Here is a 15,721-nt window from a genome sequence, read left to right on the forward strand (position 1 = left end):
GGGCCGGTCACACGCGGCCCACGAGGCGCGGGGCTGTGCGGCTGCGCGGCTGCGCGACGTGGGCACGCCTCACGACGAACCCGCAGCCGCCGTGCCTGCCGCGCCCCCGACGCCGGGCGTCAGCCCTTGACCGCGCCCGTCAGCATGCCCTTCTTGAAGTGCTTCTGGACGAACGGGGAGAGCACCGCCACCGGCAGCAACGCCATCACCATCACAGCCATCTGGACGGCCAGCCCCGAGAGCTGACCGGTCTTGATGGCCTGGCCCAGGCCGACCGGCGCTTCCTGCTTCTGCACGAGCTGGATCATGACGTTCTGCAACGGCATCATGTCCTGGTCGTTCAGGTAGAGCGACGCGTTGAACCAGGCGCTCCAGTACCCGACGGCGTAGAACAGCGTGATCACCGCGAGCACCGCCCGGGAGAGCGGCATGACGATCTGCCACAGGATGCGGAAGTCGCCGGCGCCGTCGATGCGGGCGCTGTCGATGAGTTCCTGCGAGATGCCCATGAAGAAGCCGCGCAGCACCAGGATGTTGAAGACGCTGATCGCGCTCGGCAGGATCAGCGCGAGATAGCTGTCCGTCAGACCGAGGGTCTGCACCAGCAGATAGGTCGGGATGAGGCCGGCGCTGAAGAACATGGTCGCCAGCAGCAGCATCAGGATCCAGCGGTGTCCCAGCGAGCCGATGCGGGAGAGGCCGTAGGCGCAGAGCACGGACACGGTCATCGAGAAGGCCGTGCCGACCAGTGTGATGAGGATGCTGATGACCGCGGCGCGGGTGACCTGTCCGCCGCTGAGCAGTTCCTGGTAGGCGACGAAGGTGATGTCCTTGGGCACCATCACCAGACCGCCGGCCTCGTCGATGGTCTTCCTCGACGACAGGCTGGTGACGATCACGATCCAGAGCGGGAAGATGACCGCCAGGCAGGCGAGGGCGAGGACGACGCCCTTGCCCGCCAGGCCCGCCTTGGTGGGCTCCTCCTCCCACACCGGCCGCGGCGGGGCGGCCCACGGGCTCGGCCTGCGCACAGGTTTGTCGATGACCGCGGTCATTTCTTGTACACCCCCTGCTCGCCCATCAGATGGGCCACCTTGTTCGCGGCGAGGACCAGGCCGAGGCTGACGACGCCCTTGACGAGACCGGCGGCGGCCGCGTAGCCGAAGTCCTGGTTGCGGACGCCGTTCCACCACACGAAGGTGTCCAGGACCTCCGCCGCGCCCGGCCCGACGGCGTCGCGTTGCAGCAGGATCTGCTCGAAGCCGACGGTGAGGGCGTCGCCGACGCGCAGCACCAGCAGCAGGGCGATCACCGGGCGCAGCGCGGGCAGCGTGACGTGCCACATGCGGCGCCAGCGGTTGGCCCCGTCCATCGCGGCGGCCTCGTACAGATCCGGGCTGACCGACGCCAGCGCGGCGAGGAAGACGATGATCCCCCAGCCGGCGTCCTTCCACACGCTCTGCGCGGTGATCAGGAACTTGAACGTGCTGGGGTCGGTCATGAAGTCGAGACCGTCGTAGCCGTGCTGCCGCAGGACCTGCGAGAGGAACCCGGCGCCGCCGAAGAGCTGCTGGAAGACGGCGATGACCAGCACCCAGGAGAAGAAGTGCGGCAGATAGAGAACCGCCTGCGCGAACGCCCGCACCCGGGGCCTGATCACGCTGTTGATGAGCAGCGCGAGCAGGATCGGGATCGGGAAGAACAGCACGAGCTGGAGGACGAACAGCACCAGCGTGTTCTGCAGGGCGCTCCAGAAGGCCGAGTCCGCGAAGACGCGCTGGAAGTTCTCCAACGCCACCCAGGGGCTGTGCAGCATGGCGACGGCGCCGTTGTCGCTGATGTAGGGATCGTAGTCCTGGAAGCCGACCACGTTGCCGAGGATCGGCACGTAGTTGAAGAGCAGGATCAGGACGACGGCCGGCAGGCTCATCAGGAGCAGCGCCCGGTCGCGTCTGAACCTGAGCCGCAGGCTCACCCTCCCCGGGCGCCGTTCCTTCCCGGGTCCGGCGGCGCCGGATGCCGCCGAGGTCTTCCCCGCTGTCTTGGCCTCGGACCTGCTCCGAGGCACCGTGGTGTGCGACACGGCCGTTCTCCTTGCCTCGTTACCGGGTCAGCCGGCCGCGGAGCCGTTCTCGTCGAGGATCTTCTTGTACCAGTCGCGCAGACCGTCGCCGCCCTTGCTCTTCCAGTCGGAGACGGCCTGCTGCATGTCGCTGATCTTCTTGCGGCCGCGGACGATGTCGTCCTCCAGCTGCTCGAAGTCGTTGGAGAGGTTGGTGTAGCGGTTCGGCTCGGTGATCTGCATGCCCCAGAAGGAGGACTTCTTGGCGAAGGCGCCCATCCGCTGCTCCCACTCGACCTGGCCCTTGGCGACCTCGGGGAAGTCGGGGTGCGCGATGGTCGCGGCGGGGCTCGCGACCATGACGAACGCGTTCGCCACTTCGATGTTGCCCTGGTCGGTCTTGGTGGGGACGCCGTCCTTGACGGTGTAGTGGGTGCCCTCCACGCCGTAGTTGGTCATCATGTACTCCTTGGTGCCGTACGGCGCCGCGGTGACGTTCGCGACGGCGAGCACGTCGCGGATGACCGACTCGGAGGCCTTGTTGTTGACGAAGGCGAAGATTCCGGCGGGCTGGTCGGCCCACAGGGTGGGGTTGCCGCCGTCGTGGCCCCAGACGTCCATGCCCCAGATCTTGAAGTCCGGGTTCTGGGTGGCCTGTTCGGCGGTGCGGCCCCACCACTGGGAGATGTTGTTGGGGTAGATCAGGAACTCGCCCTTGGCGAACTTGGGGCCCGGGTCGGGGGCGTTCTTGCCCATCTTGGAGTCGGGGTGGACGACCCCCGCCGCGAACAGCTTGCGGGACCACTCCAGCGCTTCGAGGTACTCGTCGGTCTCGATGCGGTAGATCAGCTTGCCGTCGACCAGGTTCCAGCCCAGCGGCTTCTCGGCGCCGGAGAGCACACCGAAGGCCTGGAAGGCGGTCCACTTCATGTCCAGGCACGCCCAGCGCCTGGCCCTGGGCTTGGTGATCTCCTTGGCCAGCGCCATGAACTCGTCGCAGGACTTGGGGACTTCGTAGCCTTCCTTCTCGAAGATGTCCTGGCGGTACAGGGGCACCATGCTGGGGGCCGAGGGCATCGGCATCGGCAGGCCGCGCAGCTTGCCGCCGAAGATGGAGCGCCGCCAGGCGTCCGTCGGGATCGCCGCGAGGTTCGGGAACTCCTTGACCGCGTCGCCGGAGAGGTAGGGGCCGAGGTCGGCGAACTTGCTGATGATGGCCGTGGGTATCTTGCCGCCCATGTTCCAGCCGGGGACGACCACGACGTCCGGGATGTCGCTGGAGGCGAGGATGGCGCCGAGCTTCTGGTCGTAGGTGTTGCCGTCCTGGTTCTGCCACACGACGTCGACACCTATGAGGGAGTTCATACCCTTGTAGTAGGCGTTGTCGCTCTTGGGCGGGGAGCCCCAGAACGGCGACATGATGGTGACCTTGCCGCCCTTGCCGAGCTTCTTGGGAACCGACGTCTTCAGGGCGGCCAGGTCCAGCTTGCCGGTGAAGCCGATCGCGGAGCCGTTCTTGGCCGGGATGTCCGGCACCACCACGTTGCTGGCCACGTACGCCGGCAGGATCTTCGCTGCGCCCTTGCCCGACGTGGTGCCCTCACGCGAACCCTCGTCCGTGCCTCCGCACGCGGCCAGCAACGGCATTCCTCCCGCCGCCACTGCGGTGGCGACCGCCGTGGAGGCGAGGAAGCTTCTCCGGCTGGGCCCGGAGGAGGCGGAAGCGGCGTTCGGCGTCATTGCGTCAACCCTTCATGGCGCACCAGGACACCCGGCGGTGGCCGTCGGCTGCGGTGTCTCGAGTGGAACTGGCTGAGCTGAAGCGGATACTCCGACCTTGGTGAATGTCAGTCGAAGCGCTTCGATGTTGCTGCGAGGTTAAGTGAACACCCGGGGGTGCACAAGGGTCGCTTCAAACATTCCTCCGACCCATCACGGGTGACCTGTTCGCATGCGCTGCTTGAAATAGCGGCGAGATGCCCTTGACACCCGCCCGTACGTCGAATGAGCATCGAAGCGCTTCGAAAGAGCCTTGCCGCTCCACCGCAAAGGGATCCCCAAGTGACCGCACACCCGACGCCCACGCCGCCTTTCCGCGATCCTCAGCTGCCTTTCGCGAAGCGCATCGACGATCTGCTGTCGCGACTGACCCTGGCCGAGAAGGTCTCCTTCCTCCACCAGTTCGCCCCCGCCGTCGACCGTCTCGGCATCGCCGAGTTCCGCACCGGCCAGGAGGCGCTGCACGGCGTCGCCTGGATGGGTCCGGCGACAGTGTTCCCGCAGGCCGTGGGGCTGGGCGCGACCTGGAACACCGAGCTGGTGCGCCGGGTCGGCGAGGCGGTGTCCAAGGAGGTCAGGGCGATGCGCGCCCGCGACGAGCGCGTCGGCCTCAACGTCTGGTCGCCCACGGTCAACCTGCTGCGCCACCCGCTGTGGGGACGTAACGAGGAGGGCTACTCCGAGGATCCGAAGCTCACCTCGGCCATCGCCACCGCCTACACCCACGGCCTGCGCGGTGACCATCCGACGTACTGGCGCACCGCCCCGGTGCTCAAGCACTGGCTGGCCCACAACAACGAGACCGACCGGTCCGTCACGTCCTCCTCGGTCCGCCCGCGCGTCCTGCACGAGTACGATCTGCGCGCGTTCAAGGAGACCGTCGAGGCGGGTGCGGTGGCCGGGGTGATGCCGGCCTACAACCTGGTCAACGGCCGCCCCAACCATGTCTCGCCGTATCTGCGCGAGCATCTGCGGGCCTGGACGGACGAGGAGCTGCTGGTCTGCTCGGACGCGGGCGCGCCCTCCAACCTGGTCGACTCCGAGCACTACTTCGACACCCACGAGGAGGCGACGGCGGCCTCGCTGGTCGCCGGCGTGGACAGCTTCACCGACCACGGCACGGACGGCTCGACGATCGTCGCCCGGGTCCGGGGCGCCCTGGAGCAGGGCCTGCTGACCGAGGCCGACGTCGACACGGCGGTACGCCGCCAGCTCTCGGTCCGCTTCCGGCTGGGCGAGTTCGACCCGCACTACGACCCGCACGCGGACACCGGCGAGTTCGACACCCCGGCGCACCGCGCCCTCGCCGAGGAGGCCGCCGAGCAGGCGATCGTGCTGCTGCGCAACGACGGCGTGCTGCCACTGGCCGCCGACACCCGGATCGCGGTGGTCGGTCTGCTCACCGACGAGTGCAAGCTCGACTGGTACAGCGGCACGCTGATCCATCGCTCCACACCCCTGGAGGGGCTGTACGAGCGGTTCGGCGCCGAGCGGGTGGAGTTCGCGGAGGGCGCGGACCGGGTCCTGCTGAAGACCTCCGCGGGAACGTTTCTGAAGGTCCCGGCCGCCCCCGGGGCCGCCGACGAGGCGCGCGGCGCGGAGGGCGCCCTGGACCCGGCGCTGCTCGCCGGCCGCACGGACCTGCCCCCGCTCACCACGGACGGCGTGGCCGGCACGGAGTTCGCGCTCGTCGACTGGGGCGATGACGTGCTGACGCTCCGCGCCCCGGACGGCCGCTATGTCTCCGTCGCCGAGGACGGCTTCCTGCGTGCCTCCGCCGACCAGCCCGGCGGCTGGATCGTCCAGGAGACGTTCCGCCTCGAACCCCATGAGAGCGGTCACCTCCTCCGGCACTTGGGTACGGGTCGCCACGTCAGTGTCGCCGCCGACGGCGTGCGGGTTGCCGAGGACGATCCCGAGGTTGTCGAGGTCATCGTCGTGGAAAACGGCGAGGAAGCAGTGACCCGCGTCACGGCAGAGGCCGATGTGGTCGTGGTCGTGGCGGGCAACGACCCGCACCTCAACGGGCGGGAGACCGAGGACCGCACCACCCTGCGGCTCCCCGCCCATCAGGAGCGGCTGCTGGCGGCGGCCCGGGCGGCGAACCCGCGCACGGTGCTGGCGCTGGTGTCGGCGTACCCGTACGCGTTCCAGCCGGGTCCGCTGTCCGCGGTGCTGTGGACCGCGCACGGCGGCCAGGCGGCGGGCACCGCTCTGGCGCGCGTCCTGGCCGGCGACGTCTCCCCCGCCGGCCGGCTCCCCCAGACCTGGTACGCCGACGACGCCGACCTGCCCGACCTGCTCGACTACGACGTGATCGGCGCCCGTCAGACGTACCTCTACTTCGAGGGCGCCCCGCTGTTCCCGTTCGGGCACGGCCTGTCGTACGCGTCGTTCTCCTACGCCGACCTGGCGGTGCGCGCCGAGGACGGCGCGGTGCACGTGGCCTTCACGGTCACCAACACGGGGGACATGACGGCCGACGAGGTCGCCCAGCTGTACACCCGCGCCGTGGACCCGTCGGTCACCCGGCCGCGCCGCGAGCTGCTCGGCCACCGGCGGGTGCGGCTCGCACCCGGCGCGAAGGCGGAGCTGTCCTTCGAGGTCCCGCTGTCCGCGTTCGCGTTCTGGGACGTGGCGCACGGCCGGTGGCGGTTGGAGTCCGGCCCCTACGACCTCCTGGTCGGCGCGTCGAGCACGGACGTCCGTCTGCGCGGGTCCGTCACGCTGGAGGGCGAGCCGTCCGCCCCGCGGCCGGTCCGCCGGCTCGGTCTGGAGGCGGCCGACTTCGACGAGCAGAGCGGCACGGAGATCGTCGACCGCGCGAAGGTCTCGGGCGACGCCGTGACGCCGGCGCCGGGGATGGCGGACGGAACGGGCGAACTGGTCTACCGCGCCTGCGACTTCGGCACGGGCGCCACACGCGCGACGGTGACGGTGGCGGGGTCGGGCACGGTCGAGTTGTCCCTCGGCGGCGGGCCGGCCCTGGCGACGGTGACGGTCGCCACGCCCACGCCGGGACGGTACGACTATCTCGACGTCGAGGCGCCCTTCACCGCCGAGGGCGTCCACGACCTGCACCTCAGGCTGCGCGGCCCACTGCGGCTCGCGCACGTCGGCTTCTCCGGTTGAGGGGCTGGAGTCGTCGGCATGAAGGGGCCCGGCACCGGAAGGCATCGGTGCCGGGCCCCTTCGGGGGACGGCGTTTTCGCGCCACCCCGAGACTATCTGAAAATGGTTCCCATTAGCTAGAGGGTCTGGACCCTCAAGGCTCCTCGGGTCAGAGGGCGAGCCCGGTCAGGACCAGGACGCGCTCGTAGGTGTAGTCCTCCATCGCGAAGCGCACGCCCTCGCGTCCCACCCCGGACTGCTTGGCGCCGCCGTACGGCATCTGGTCGGCACGGTAGGAGGGCACGTCGCCGACGACGACACCGCCGACCTCCAGCGCGCGGTGGGCGCGGAAGGCAGCCTGCACGTCGTGCGTGAACACGCCCGCCTGGAGGCCGTACTTGGAGGAGTTGACGGCCGCGAAGGCCTCGCTCTCGCCGTGCACCTTCTGCACGGTGAGGACCGGCCCGAAGACCTCCTCGCAGGCGATCCTGGTGTCCGCCGGTACGTCGGTGAGGACGGTCGGCGCGTAGGAGGCGCCGTCGCGCTTGCCGCCCGCGAGGAGCGAGGCGCCGGCCGCGACGGCCTCGTCCACCCATGTCTCGACGCGCTTGGCCGCGTCCTCGCTGACCAGCGGCCCGACGTCGGTCGTGTCGTCGGACGGGTCGCCGGTGACCTGGGCCTCGACGGCGGCGACGATGCGCGGCAGCAGCCGGTCGTGCACGGAGGCGTCCACGATGACCCGCTGCACGGAGATGCAGGACTGGCCGCCCTGGTAGTTGGAGAAGGTCGCGATGCGGGTCGCCGCCCAGTCGAGGTCGGCGTCGCTCGCGTAGTCGCCGAGGACGACGGCCGCGCCGTTGCCGCCCAGCTCCAGGGTGCAGTGCTTGCGCGGCACCGAGTCCATGATCGCGTAGCCGACCTTCTCGGAGCCGGTGAAGGAGATGACCGGCAGCCGCTCGTCCTGGACGAGGGCGGGCATGCGGTCGTTGGCGACCGGCAGGATGCTCCAGGAACCGGCGGGCAGCGCGGTCTCGGCGAGCAGCTCGCCGATGACCAGACCGGACAGCGGGGTCGCCGGAGCGGGCTTCAGGATGATCGGCACGCCGGCCGCGATCGCCGGGGCGATCTTGTGGGCGCACAGGTTCAGCGGGAAGTTGAACGGCGCTATGCCGAGCACCACGCCCTTGGGGAAGCGCCGGGTGAGGGCGAGCCGGCCCTGACCACCGAGGTCGGTGTCGAGGCGCTGGGCCTCGCCGCCGTTGAACCGCCGGGCCTCCTCGGCGGCGAACCGGAACACGGAGGCCGCGCGCCCGACCTCGCCGCGCGCCCACTTGACCGGCTTGCCGTTCTCGGCGGAGATGAGCTGCGCGATCTCCTCGGTGCGCTCGACGAGGCGACGGCTCACCTGGTCGAGGGCGGCGGCACGGACGTGGGCGGGGGTGGCGGCGAACTCGTCCCGTACGGCGTACGCGGCGGCCACGGCCTCCTCGACCTGCGCGTCGGTCGGCACGCTCACCTTGCCGACGAGGCGGCCGTCCCACGGGGAGGTGACGTCGAAGGTGTCCTCGCCGGTGACCTGGCGGCCGGCGAGCCAGAAGGCGTGGGTGCCCCCCACGTTCTTTTCCTGGGGCATATGCGAGTCCCGGCCCTTCCGCTTAGGGGGTGTCCTGTGGTTTCCGTGCTCCACGGTAGGGGCGCAGAGCACGGGGGTCGCTTGTCCGAGTCGTACGGGTGGACGGCGGCGGTGCGCCGGTTTGGCACGGTCGGTGCTGCTCCCGTACCGGGTGCCGGGCCAGGAAGAGCCGGAGCGCACCGAGCAGCACCGTGCACAGGCACCAGCTCGCCACGACGTCCAGCGGCCAGTGGTAGCCCCGCCGGACCAGCCCGAACGAAACGGCCAGGACGAGCAGGGCGCCCAGGGCGACGGCCGCCCGGCGGGCGAGTGCCGTGCGCAGCCACGGCAGCAGGATCATCACCGCCGAGCCGTAGGCGATCGCCGCCGTCGCCGTGTGCCCGGAGGGGTAGTAGCCGGTGGCCGGCGGCACGGCGGTCGTGCCGGGCCGGTCGGTCCACTCCTTCAGGGGGACGATGATCAGCGGCACCAGCACGATCAGTGCGACCGCGGCGGCGGGCGGCATCCACCAGCGTGCATCGCCGGCCGTTCTCCCCCGCCAGGCCGCATACGCCGCGGCCAGCAGCAGGGCCGGCACCGCAACCTGCACGCTGCCCAGGTCGGACAGCAGCTCGGAGGTCCGGTCGGGGTGCACGAGGGCACGGCTGAGGCGCTCGTCCAGGCCCAGGAGGGGCCCGCCGGCGGCGACCTGCCAGGTGATCAGCACGAAGAGCAGGGCGGGCAGGCCCAGCAGAGTCTGCGGCCGGACGCGGAACGACATGGGCCCCAGCTTGTCAGGAGCCATCGCTCCGCGGACGGGGGTCCGGGCGGTGTGGTCCGCGGCCGGGACCGCGGCCGGCTCGAAAAAAGACCCCGGAACGAATCCGGGGTCCGCTTTCGGTGGTACGCGCCAGAGAAGGAGGTCGGCCACCCCGGAACAGGGGGGGTGATTCCGGGGTGGCCGTCCGGACCGGAAACGCCGACCGCCCCGGGGGGTTTGGGGCGGGCGACCGTCCGATCGGTGTGGAGATCCGAAGCTGGAAGCTCCGGTTGTGTGCGCGAGGGCACGACCAGGTCGAAGCTGGGGAGGCCCCGGCCTGGGTTCCGCCCACAGTCCCCTGTGGGCGGGGTGTATCTCTCATCTCGGTAGAACCTACGGCAGGGGCAGGCGGTACGACAGGCCCCATTCCGTCCCGCCATCCTCCCCGCACACCTTCTTCACACCCTCTGCGGCCGGTGGGAATCAGCTGTGCGACATCCGGGCTCAGATGCGCGCGAAAGCCTGCTCGATGATGTCGAGGCCCTCGGCGAGCAGATCCTCGCCGATGACCAGCGGGGGCAGGAAGCGCAGCACGTTGCCGTAGGTGCCACAGGTCAGGACCAGCAGGCCCTCCTGGTGGCAGGCCTTGGCGAGCGCGGCCGTGGCCTCGGCGTTCGGCTCCTTCGTCGTACGGTCCTTGACCAGCTCGATGGCGATCATCGCGCCGCGGCCCCGGATGTCGCCGATGATGTCGAACTTCTCGGCCATGGCGGCGAGGCGGGACTTCATCGTCGCCTCGATTCGCTTCGCTCGGGCGTTGAGGTCGAGCTCCTTCATCGTCTCGATGGAGCCCAGCGCACCGGCGCAGGCGACCGGGTTGCCGCCGTAGGTGCCGCCGAGGCCGCCCGCGTGCGCGGCGTCCATGATCTCGGCGCGGCCGGTGACGGCGGCGAGCGGCAGCCCGCCCGCGATGCCCTTGGCCGTGGTGATCAGGTCCGGGACGATGCCCTCGTCCTCGCAGGCGAACCACTGGCCGGTGCGGCAGAAGCCCGACTGGATCTCGTCGGCGACGAAGACGATGCCGTTGTCGGACGCGAACTTGCTGAGGGCCGGCAGGAAGCCCTTGGCGGGCTCGATGAAGCCGCCCTCGCCGAGCACCGGCTCGATGATGATCGCGGCCACGTTGTCCGGACCGACCTGCTTGGTGATCTGGTCGATGGCCTGCGCGGCGGCCTCGGGGCCCGCGTTCTCGGCGCCGGTGGGCCAGCGGTAGCCGTAGGCGACCGGGACCCGGTAGACCTCGGGGGCGAACGGGCCGAAGCCGTGCTTGTACGGCATGTTCTTCGCGGTCAGGGCCATGGTGAGGTTGGTCCGGCCGTGGTAGCCGTGGTCGAAGACGACGACCGCCTGGCGCTTGGTGTAGGCGCGGGCGATCTTGACGGCGTTCTCGACGGCCTCGGCGCCGGAGTTGAACAGCGCCGACTTCTTGGCGTGGTCGCCCGGGGTGAGCTCGGCGAGGGCCTCGGCGACCGCCACATAGCCCTCGTAGGGGGTGACCATGAAACAGGTGTGGGTGAAGTCGGCGAGCTGGGCGGCGGCCCGGCGCACGACGGCCTCGGCGGACGCGCCGACGGAGGTCACGGCGATGCCGGAGCCGAAGTCGATCAGGCGGTTGCCGTCGACGTCCTCGATGATGCCGCCGCCCGCTCGCGCGGTGAAGACAGGGAGCACCGAACCCACCCCGGCCGCGACCGCGGCGGTACGGCGGGCCTGCAGTTCCTGCGACTTCGGGCCGGGGATGGCGGTGACGACGCGGCGCTCCTGCGGAAGGGCGGTCATGAGGGGCTCCTGTGGTTCTGCGAACGGGGGGAACGGGGGGAACGGGGCGTTGCGGACGCTTGCCTTCTTTTCTCGCAGGCTAGGACGGGGAACGGAGGGTGGGCATGCTCCATGTGGGCGGTGTCGGCGAGGCCGCTTGTCCGCCGTGGACAGTGCCGGTGACGGCGCCCTGAACGGTGATCGTCGCGGGCCCGGCGTCGTAAGCGGTGAACTCCCCTTGCGGGCGCGTTAGATTGACTCGCTGATGGTGGACGGAACGGCTGGTCAGGGGGCAGGGGCGATGGACAGCGACGGGACGCAGGACGCGCGGGGCACGCATGCGAGTCCCGTGCCGCGCCCGGCGGGGCCGCCGCGGGCGCCCTCGACGCCGCCGCGCCCGGCCCGGGCGCCGGGTGTCCCACCTGCGCCGGAACATGCCCCGCCGGCCTCGTCCGCGGTCGCCGAGTGGCTCGATGAGGAGCGGCCCGCCGCGAAGCCCGGCATCTGGCGCTTCGGATACCGGCTGCCGAAGGCGGCGCGGGCGACGGTGGAGCGGCTCGCGCCCGTCACTGTCGTCGGGATGCTGGTCCCGCTGGTGGTGGCGCTGGTCGCGTGGTCGCTGTGGCGGCGGGGCAGCATGCCCTACCAGTTCACCCTGCTGCGGCTGTTCACCCCGGACGGCTGGTGGTGGGGCGGCACGATCGCCTCACCGAAGACCATGGAGGGCGCCGAGGCGCGGGTCGTCTACGACGGGGTGTTCTTCGCCGTCCTCGTCTACGCCATGGGCCGGCTGGGCAGCTGGCCGCACGCCGTACGCCACTTCGTCGGCCGCCGCCCGCAGCCCGCCCGTGCCCTGCTCGCCCTGCTCGGCGCGCTCGCCACGCTGAGCTTCGTCTTCCCCGACGCCTTCGGGGTCGGCTGGGACGCGCTGCCGGTCGTCGACCCGCTGTTCTCGCTCATCGTGCTGATCTCCGGCAGCTACGAGCTGTTCGCCTCCCCCCTGTTCACCAACGCGCTGTACGCGGTCATCACACTGCTCGTGGTGTGGCCGTTCGCCCGGTTCGGCGGCTGGTTGCCGTATCTGAAGGAACGGCGCGCCTTGCGTGAGCGCCCGGCGGCCGCCCCCGCCGGGGAGCGGCCCCGCGCCCAGTGGCCCGAGCTGCGGGACGCCGGGCAGTACGAGGCGGCCGACCTGCTGACCGGTGAGGTGGCCGCCGGGCGGATGAACGACGTCGACTGCACGCGGGTGCGGCGGGCCTGGACGGCGGGGCTGCCCGACTTCCGGGAGACCGTGCTGCGCCACGGCGGGGCGGCCTGGACGCACCCCTCCGGCGCCCGCGACCTGCCCCGGCGCACCGCCCGCCACGATCTGCTCGCCGGACAGGTGCGCATCGGCCGCTGGGTGGCCGCCGAGCGCACGCCGACGACGTACCACGACGCGGGCGCCGCGCTCGGCCCGGACGTGCTCGGCACCTCGCTGCTGGCGGTCGGGCCGTCCGGCTCGGGCAAGACGCGCACGCTGATCGAGCCGCTGACCGAGGCGCTGGCCCTGCAGGCGCTCACCGGGTCGTGCGCCGTCGTCGCGGTGTCCTCGCCCGGCAGCGGGCCGCTCGGCGCCGACTCCGCGTTCGACGTGATCGTCCGGCTCGGCGATCCGTCGTCCGTGCACGACCTCGACCCCTACGCCGAGTCCGACGACCCGGACGAGGCCGCCGCGATCCTCGGCGAGGCACTGGTCGGCGATCTCGACACGGTGAGCGCCCAGGGCGCGGCCACCGCGCTGGCCCAGCTGCTCGGCCCGTACCGGAGCGTGCACGGCTGCTTCCCCACCCTCCCCGAGCTGCGCGAACTGCTGGAGGGCGAGCCGGGCGCGCTGGCCGCGCTGCGGACGGCGGTGGCCGGGGACGAGATGATGCGCCGTGAGCTGGAGGCGCGCATCCGGCAGACGGGCACGCCGGGCGACGTCGGCCGGGCCCTCGCCGACCGGCTGGCGCTGCTGAACCGGCCGGTGTTCGCGGGTTTCTTCGGCGCGGGCGGCAACGCGCACCGGGCGTTCTCGCTGCGCGCCGTCGCGCACCACCCGCTGCGGGTCCGCGTCGACCTGCCCGAGCGGGGCCACGAGGAGGCCGCCCGGCTGATCACCCGGCTGGTCCTCGCCCAGTTCCACACCGTCGTACGGGAGCGGCGCGACCACTTCGTCTGTCTGGTCCTGGACGACGCGACGGGGGCGGTGACCGACGGGTCGGTGCGCCGGCTGCAGCGGCTGCGCTCGCAGAACGCGGGCGTGGTGCTGGCCCTGCGTACGATCGGCGACGTCCCCGAGGCGCTGCACGGGCCGCTGTACGGGGCTGTCGGCTGCCGGATGGCGTTCTCCGGCATCACCACCTGGGACGGCAGCAGGTTCGCGCAGACCTGGGGCACCGAGTGGGTGGAGACCACGGAGGTCGCCAAGCACACGGTCTTCGCCGACCAGCCGATGACCCGCGCCATCCACGCCCTGCGCAAGCTGGTGACCGGCAAGGCGGTGACCACGGACGCGGTGACCGTGCGCCAGGTCGAGCGGGAGCGGTGGTCGGCGTCGCGGCTGGCGCACGAGGTGCCGCCCGGGCACGCGGTGCTGTCCCTGACGAGCGTGGCGGGCGAGCACGCGCCGCCGCTGCTGGTGGACCTGCGGTCCGTACAGTGAGGCAGAATCGAGGGAGGCCGTTCATACGCGGCGGACAAAAGATCACCTCACCCCTCGCTGTCGTTCGCTCTCCGACCTGAAGGCCCCATGCCTCCTACGCTCGCCTCGCTCGTCCACCACTCCGCGCTGAAGCTGACCGTGCGGGCGGGCGAGGACCGTCTGGATGTGCCGGTGCGCTGGGCGCACGTCAGCGAGCTCGCGGACCCCGTGCCGTACATGGAGGGCGGGGAGCTGCTGCTGATCACCGCGCTCAAGCTGGACGCGGAGGACCCGCAGGCCATGCGGCGCTATGTGAAGCGGCTCGCCAAGGCCGGGGTGGTCGGGCTGGGCTTCGCCGTCGGCGTCGCCTACGAGGAGATCCCGAAGGCGCTGGTGGACGCGGCCGAGGAGGAGGGCCTGCCGCTGCTGGAGGTGCCGCGCCGCACCCCGTTCCTGGCGATCAGCAAGGCGGTGTCGGCGGCGATCGCGGCCGACCAGTACCGGGCGGTGACGGACGGGTTCGCGGCCCAGCGCGAGCTGACGAAGCAGGCGCTGACGGACGGCCCGCAGGGGCTGCTCGGGGCGCTCGCCGCCCAGGTCGACGGGTGGGCGGCGCTGTACGACGCCTCGGGCGCCGTCGTGGCGGCCGCGCCGGAGTGGGCGGGCCGGCGGGCCGCGCGGCTCACGGCGGAGGTGGAGCGGCTGCGGGAGCGGCCGGCGCCGGCCTCGGCGGTCGTCGGGGGCGCCGGCGGCCCGGAGCGCTCCGGGTCCGACGAGCGCTACGACGACCGGGTCGAACTGCACTCCCTGGGCACCGGCCGGCGCCCGCGCGCCGCGCTCGCCGTCGGCACGGCGTCGGCTCTGGGCACGGCCGAACGGTACGCCGTCCACTCGGCGATCGCGCTGCTCACCCTCGCCACGGAACGCTCCCGCCCGTTGCAGGAGGCGCAGCAGCGGATCGGCGCGGCGGTGCTGCGCATGCTGCTGGCGGGCGAACCGGACCATGCGCGCGCCGTCGCCGGGGATCTGTACGGCGACCTGCTCGACGCCCCGTTCCGGGTGATCGTCGCCGAGCCGGCACCGGCCGCCCGGGCGCACGCCGAGCGTCAGGGTCGCGGGCCTGCGACGACGGCGGCGGACGGGCCGGCCGAAGGGCGTGGGCAGGCGCGCGGGTCGGTCGACGCCCGTCCGGCGGTCGGCGCCGAGAGGACCCAGGAGCCCTTCGGCGGTCTCACCGAAGTCGTCGAGTCGGCGGCCGCCCGGGCCGGGGAGGCCGTGCTCGTGGTGCCCCAGGGCGAGCAGCTGGTGGCGCTGGTCACGGACGGGGGCGCGGCCGTGGCGGCGTGCGCGCGGTACGCGGCGTCGCTGGAGGCGAGGCGCGGGACCGGCGAGGGCGTGGACGAGGACGAGCTGGTCGTCGGCCTGTCGGCGCTGGCCGGGCCGATCGCGGCGGCAGCGGCGTACAAGCAGGCCCAGCAGGCGCTGTCGGTGGCGCGGCGCCGCGGCCGGGTCTTCGTGGAGCATGAGCAGCTCGCCGCGGGCTCCGTGCTGCCCCTTCTCGCGGACGACGCGGTGAAGGCGTTCGCGGACGGCCTGCTGCGGGCTCTGCACGAGCACGACGCGACCGGCCGCGGCGACCTGGTGGCCTCCCTGCGGGCCTGGCTCTCCCGCCACGGCCAGTGGGACGCGGCGGCGGCCGACCTGGGCGTCCACCGGCACACTCTGCGCTACCGGATGCGGCGGGTGGAGGAGATCCTCGGGCGTTCGCTGGACGACCCGGACGTCCGGATGGAGCTGTGGCTGGCGTTGAAGACGACGTCGGACTAGTCGACTGGTCGGCCCAGCACGACCAGGCCGGTGGCCCTGCAAAGGGGCGGGGCGCTGACATCTGCGGCTCCGCCGCGCGGGCGCGAC

At 71.8% G+C, this 15,721-nt stretch carries 9 protein-coding genes; 3 read left to right on the forward strand and 6 right to left on the reverse strand.

Going from position 1 to position 15,721, the window contains the following annotated elements; all coding sequences use genetic code 11:
• Positions 1–119: 119 nt before the first annotated feature.
• Genes ACIBTS_RS09950 through ACIBTS_RS09960 form a run of 3 tightly spaced genes read right to left on the reverse strand, consistent with a single transcriptional unit; the run spans position 120 to position 3,802 of the window.
• On the reverse strand, positions 120–1,055 hold the full coding sequence (locus ACIBTS_RS09950; RefSeq protein WP_399318074.1) for a carbohydrate ABC transporter permease: 936 nt from the start codon (positions 1,053–1,055) through the stop codon (positions 120–122).
• Entirely contained in the window at positions 1,052–2,083 is a 1,032-nt protein-coding gene (locus tag ACIBTS_RS09955) for an ABC transporter permease (RefSeq protein ID WP_399318076.1), read from the reverse strand. Before ACIBTS_RS09955 ends, ACIBTS_RS09950 begins: the two co-directional genes overlap by 4 nt.
• 27 nt (positions 2,084–2,110) lie before the next feature.
• Positions 2,111–3,802: an extracellular solute-binding protein gene (locus ACIBTS_RS09960; RefSeq protein ID WP_399318078.1), complete on the reverse strand. Its 1,692-nt coding sequence runs from the start codon at positions 3,800–3,802 to the stop codon at positions 2,111–2,113.
• A gap of 321 nt (positions 3,803–4,123) precedes the next feature.
• On the opposite strand from ACIBTS_RS09960, the gene ACIBTS_RS09965 reads away from it, so the two are divergent.
• The gene (locus ACIBTS_RS09965) at positions 4,124–6,973 is read left to right on the forward strand and encodes a glycoside hydrolase family 3 C-terminal domain-containing protein (RefSeq protein WP_399318080.1); all 2,850 of its coding nucleotides are present in this window, start codon (positions 4,124–4,126) and stop codon (positions 6,971–6,973) included.
• Positions 6,974–7,121: 148 nt separating this feature from the next.
• Here ACIBTS_RS09965 and ACIBTS_RS09970 read toward each other — a convergent pair whose 3' ends face one another.
• The 3 genes from ACIBTS_RS09970 to gabT form a co-directional block, all read right to left on the reverse strand.
• Complete coding sequence (locus ACIBTS_RS09970) at positions 7,122–8,567, reverse strand: aldehyde dehydrogenase family protein (protein WP_399318081.1); 1,446 nt, start codon at positions 8,565–8,567, stop codon at positions 7,122–7,124.
• A 40-nt stretch (positions 8,568–8,607) separates the two neighbouring features.
• Entirely contained in the window at positions 8,608–9,345 is a 738-nt protein-coding gene (locus ACIBTS_RS09975; protein WP_399318083.1) for a phosphatase PAP2 family protein, read from the reverse strand.
• Between the two features lie 483 nt (positions 9,346–9,828).
• On the reverse strand, positions 9,829–11,163 hold the full coding sequence (gabT, locus tag ACIBTS_RS09980) for a 4-aminobutyrate--2-oxoglutarate transaminase (protein WP_399318086.1): 1,335 nt from the start codon (positions 11,161–11,163) through the stop codon (positions 9,829–9,831).
• A gap of 280 nt (positions 11,164–11,443) precedes the next feature.
• On the opposite strand from gabT, the gene ACIBTS_RS09985 reads away from it, so the two are divergent.
• Together ACIBTS_RS09985 and ACIBTS_RS09990 are read left to right on the forward strand one after the other, a co-directional pair.
• Complete coding sequence (locus tag ACIBTS_RS09985; RefSeq protein ID WP_399318087.1) at positions 11,444–13,828, forward strand: ATP/GTP-binding protein; 2,385 nt, start codon at positions 11,444–11,446, stop codon at positions 13,826–13,828.
• Between the two features lie 87 nt (positions 13,829–13,915).
• Complete coding sequence (locus tag ACIBTS_RS09990) at positions 13,916–15,634, forward strand: PucR family transcriptional regulator (RefSeq protein ID WP_399318088.1); 1,719 nt, start codon at positions 13,916–13,918, stop codon at positions 15,632–15,634.
• Positions 15,635–15,721: the final 87 nt, after the last annotated feature.

This window comes from Streptomyces sp. NPDC050121, from assembly GCF_044460385.1.
In the GTDB taxonomy this organism is placed as follows: domain Bacteria; phylum Actinomycetota; class Actinomycetes; order Streptomycetales; family Streptomycetaceae; genus Streptomyces; species Streptomyces soliscabiei.

Bases quoted from the DNA above. Each gene is read 5' to 3' on its own strand.
- ACIBTS_RS09950 (WP_399318074.1), bottom strand. From the start codon at position 1,055: ATGACCGCGGTCATCGACAAACCTGTGCGCAGGCCGAGCCCGTGGGCC.
- ACIBTS_RS09975 (WP_399318083.1), bottom strand. From the start codon at position 9,345: ATGTCGTTCCGCGTCCGGCCGCAGACTCTGCTGGGCCTGCCCGCCCTG.
- gabT (WP_399318086.1), bottom strand. From the start codon at position 11,163: ATGACCGCCCTTCCGCAGGAGCGCCGCGTCGTCACCGCCATCCCCGGC.
- ACIBTS_RS09960 (WP_399318078.1), bottom strand. From the start codon at position 3,802: ATGACGCCGAACGCCGCTTCCGCCTCCTCCGGGCCCAGCCGGAGAAGC.
- ACIBTS_RS09985 (WP_399318087.1), top strand. From the start codon at position 11,444: ATGGACAGCGACGGGACGCAGGACGCGCGGGGCACGCATGCGAGTCCC.
- ACIBTS_RS09990 (WP_399318088.1), top strand. From the start codon at position 13,916: ATGCCTCCTACGCTCGCCTCGCTCGTCCACCACTCCGCGCTGAAGCTG.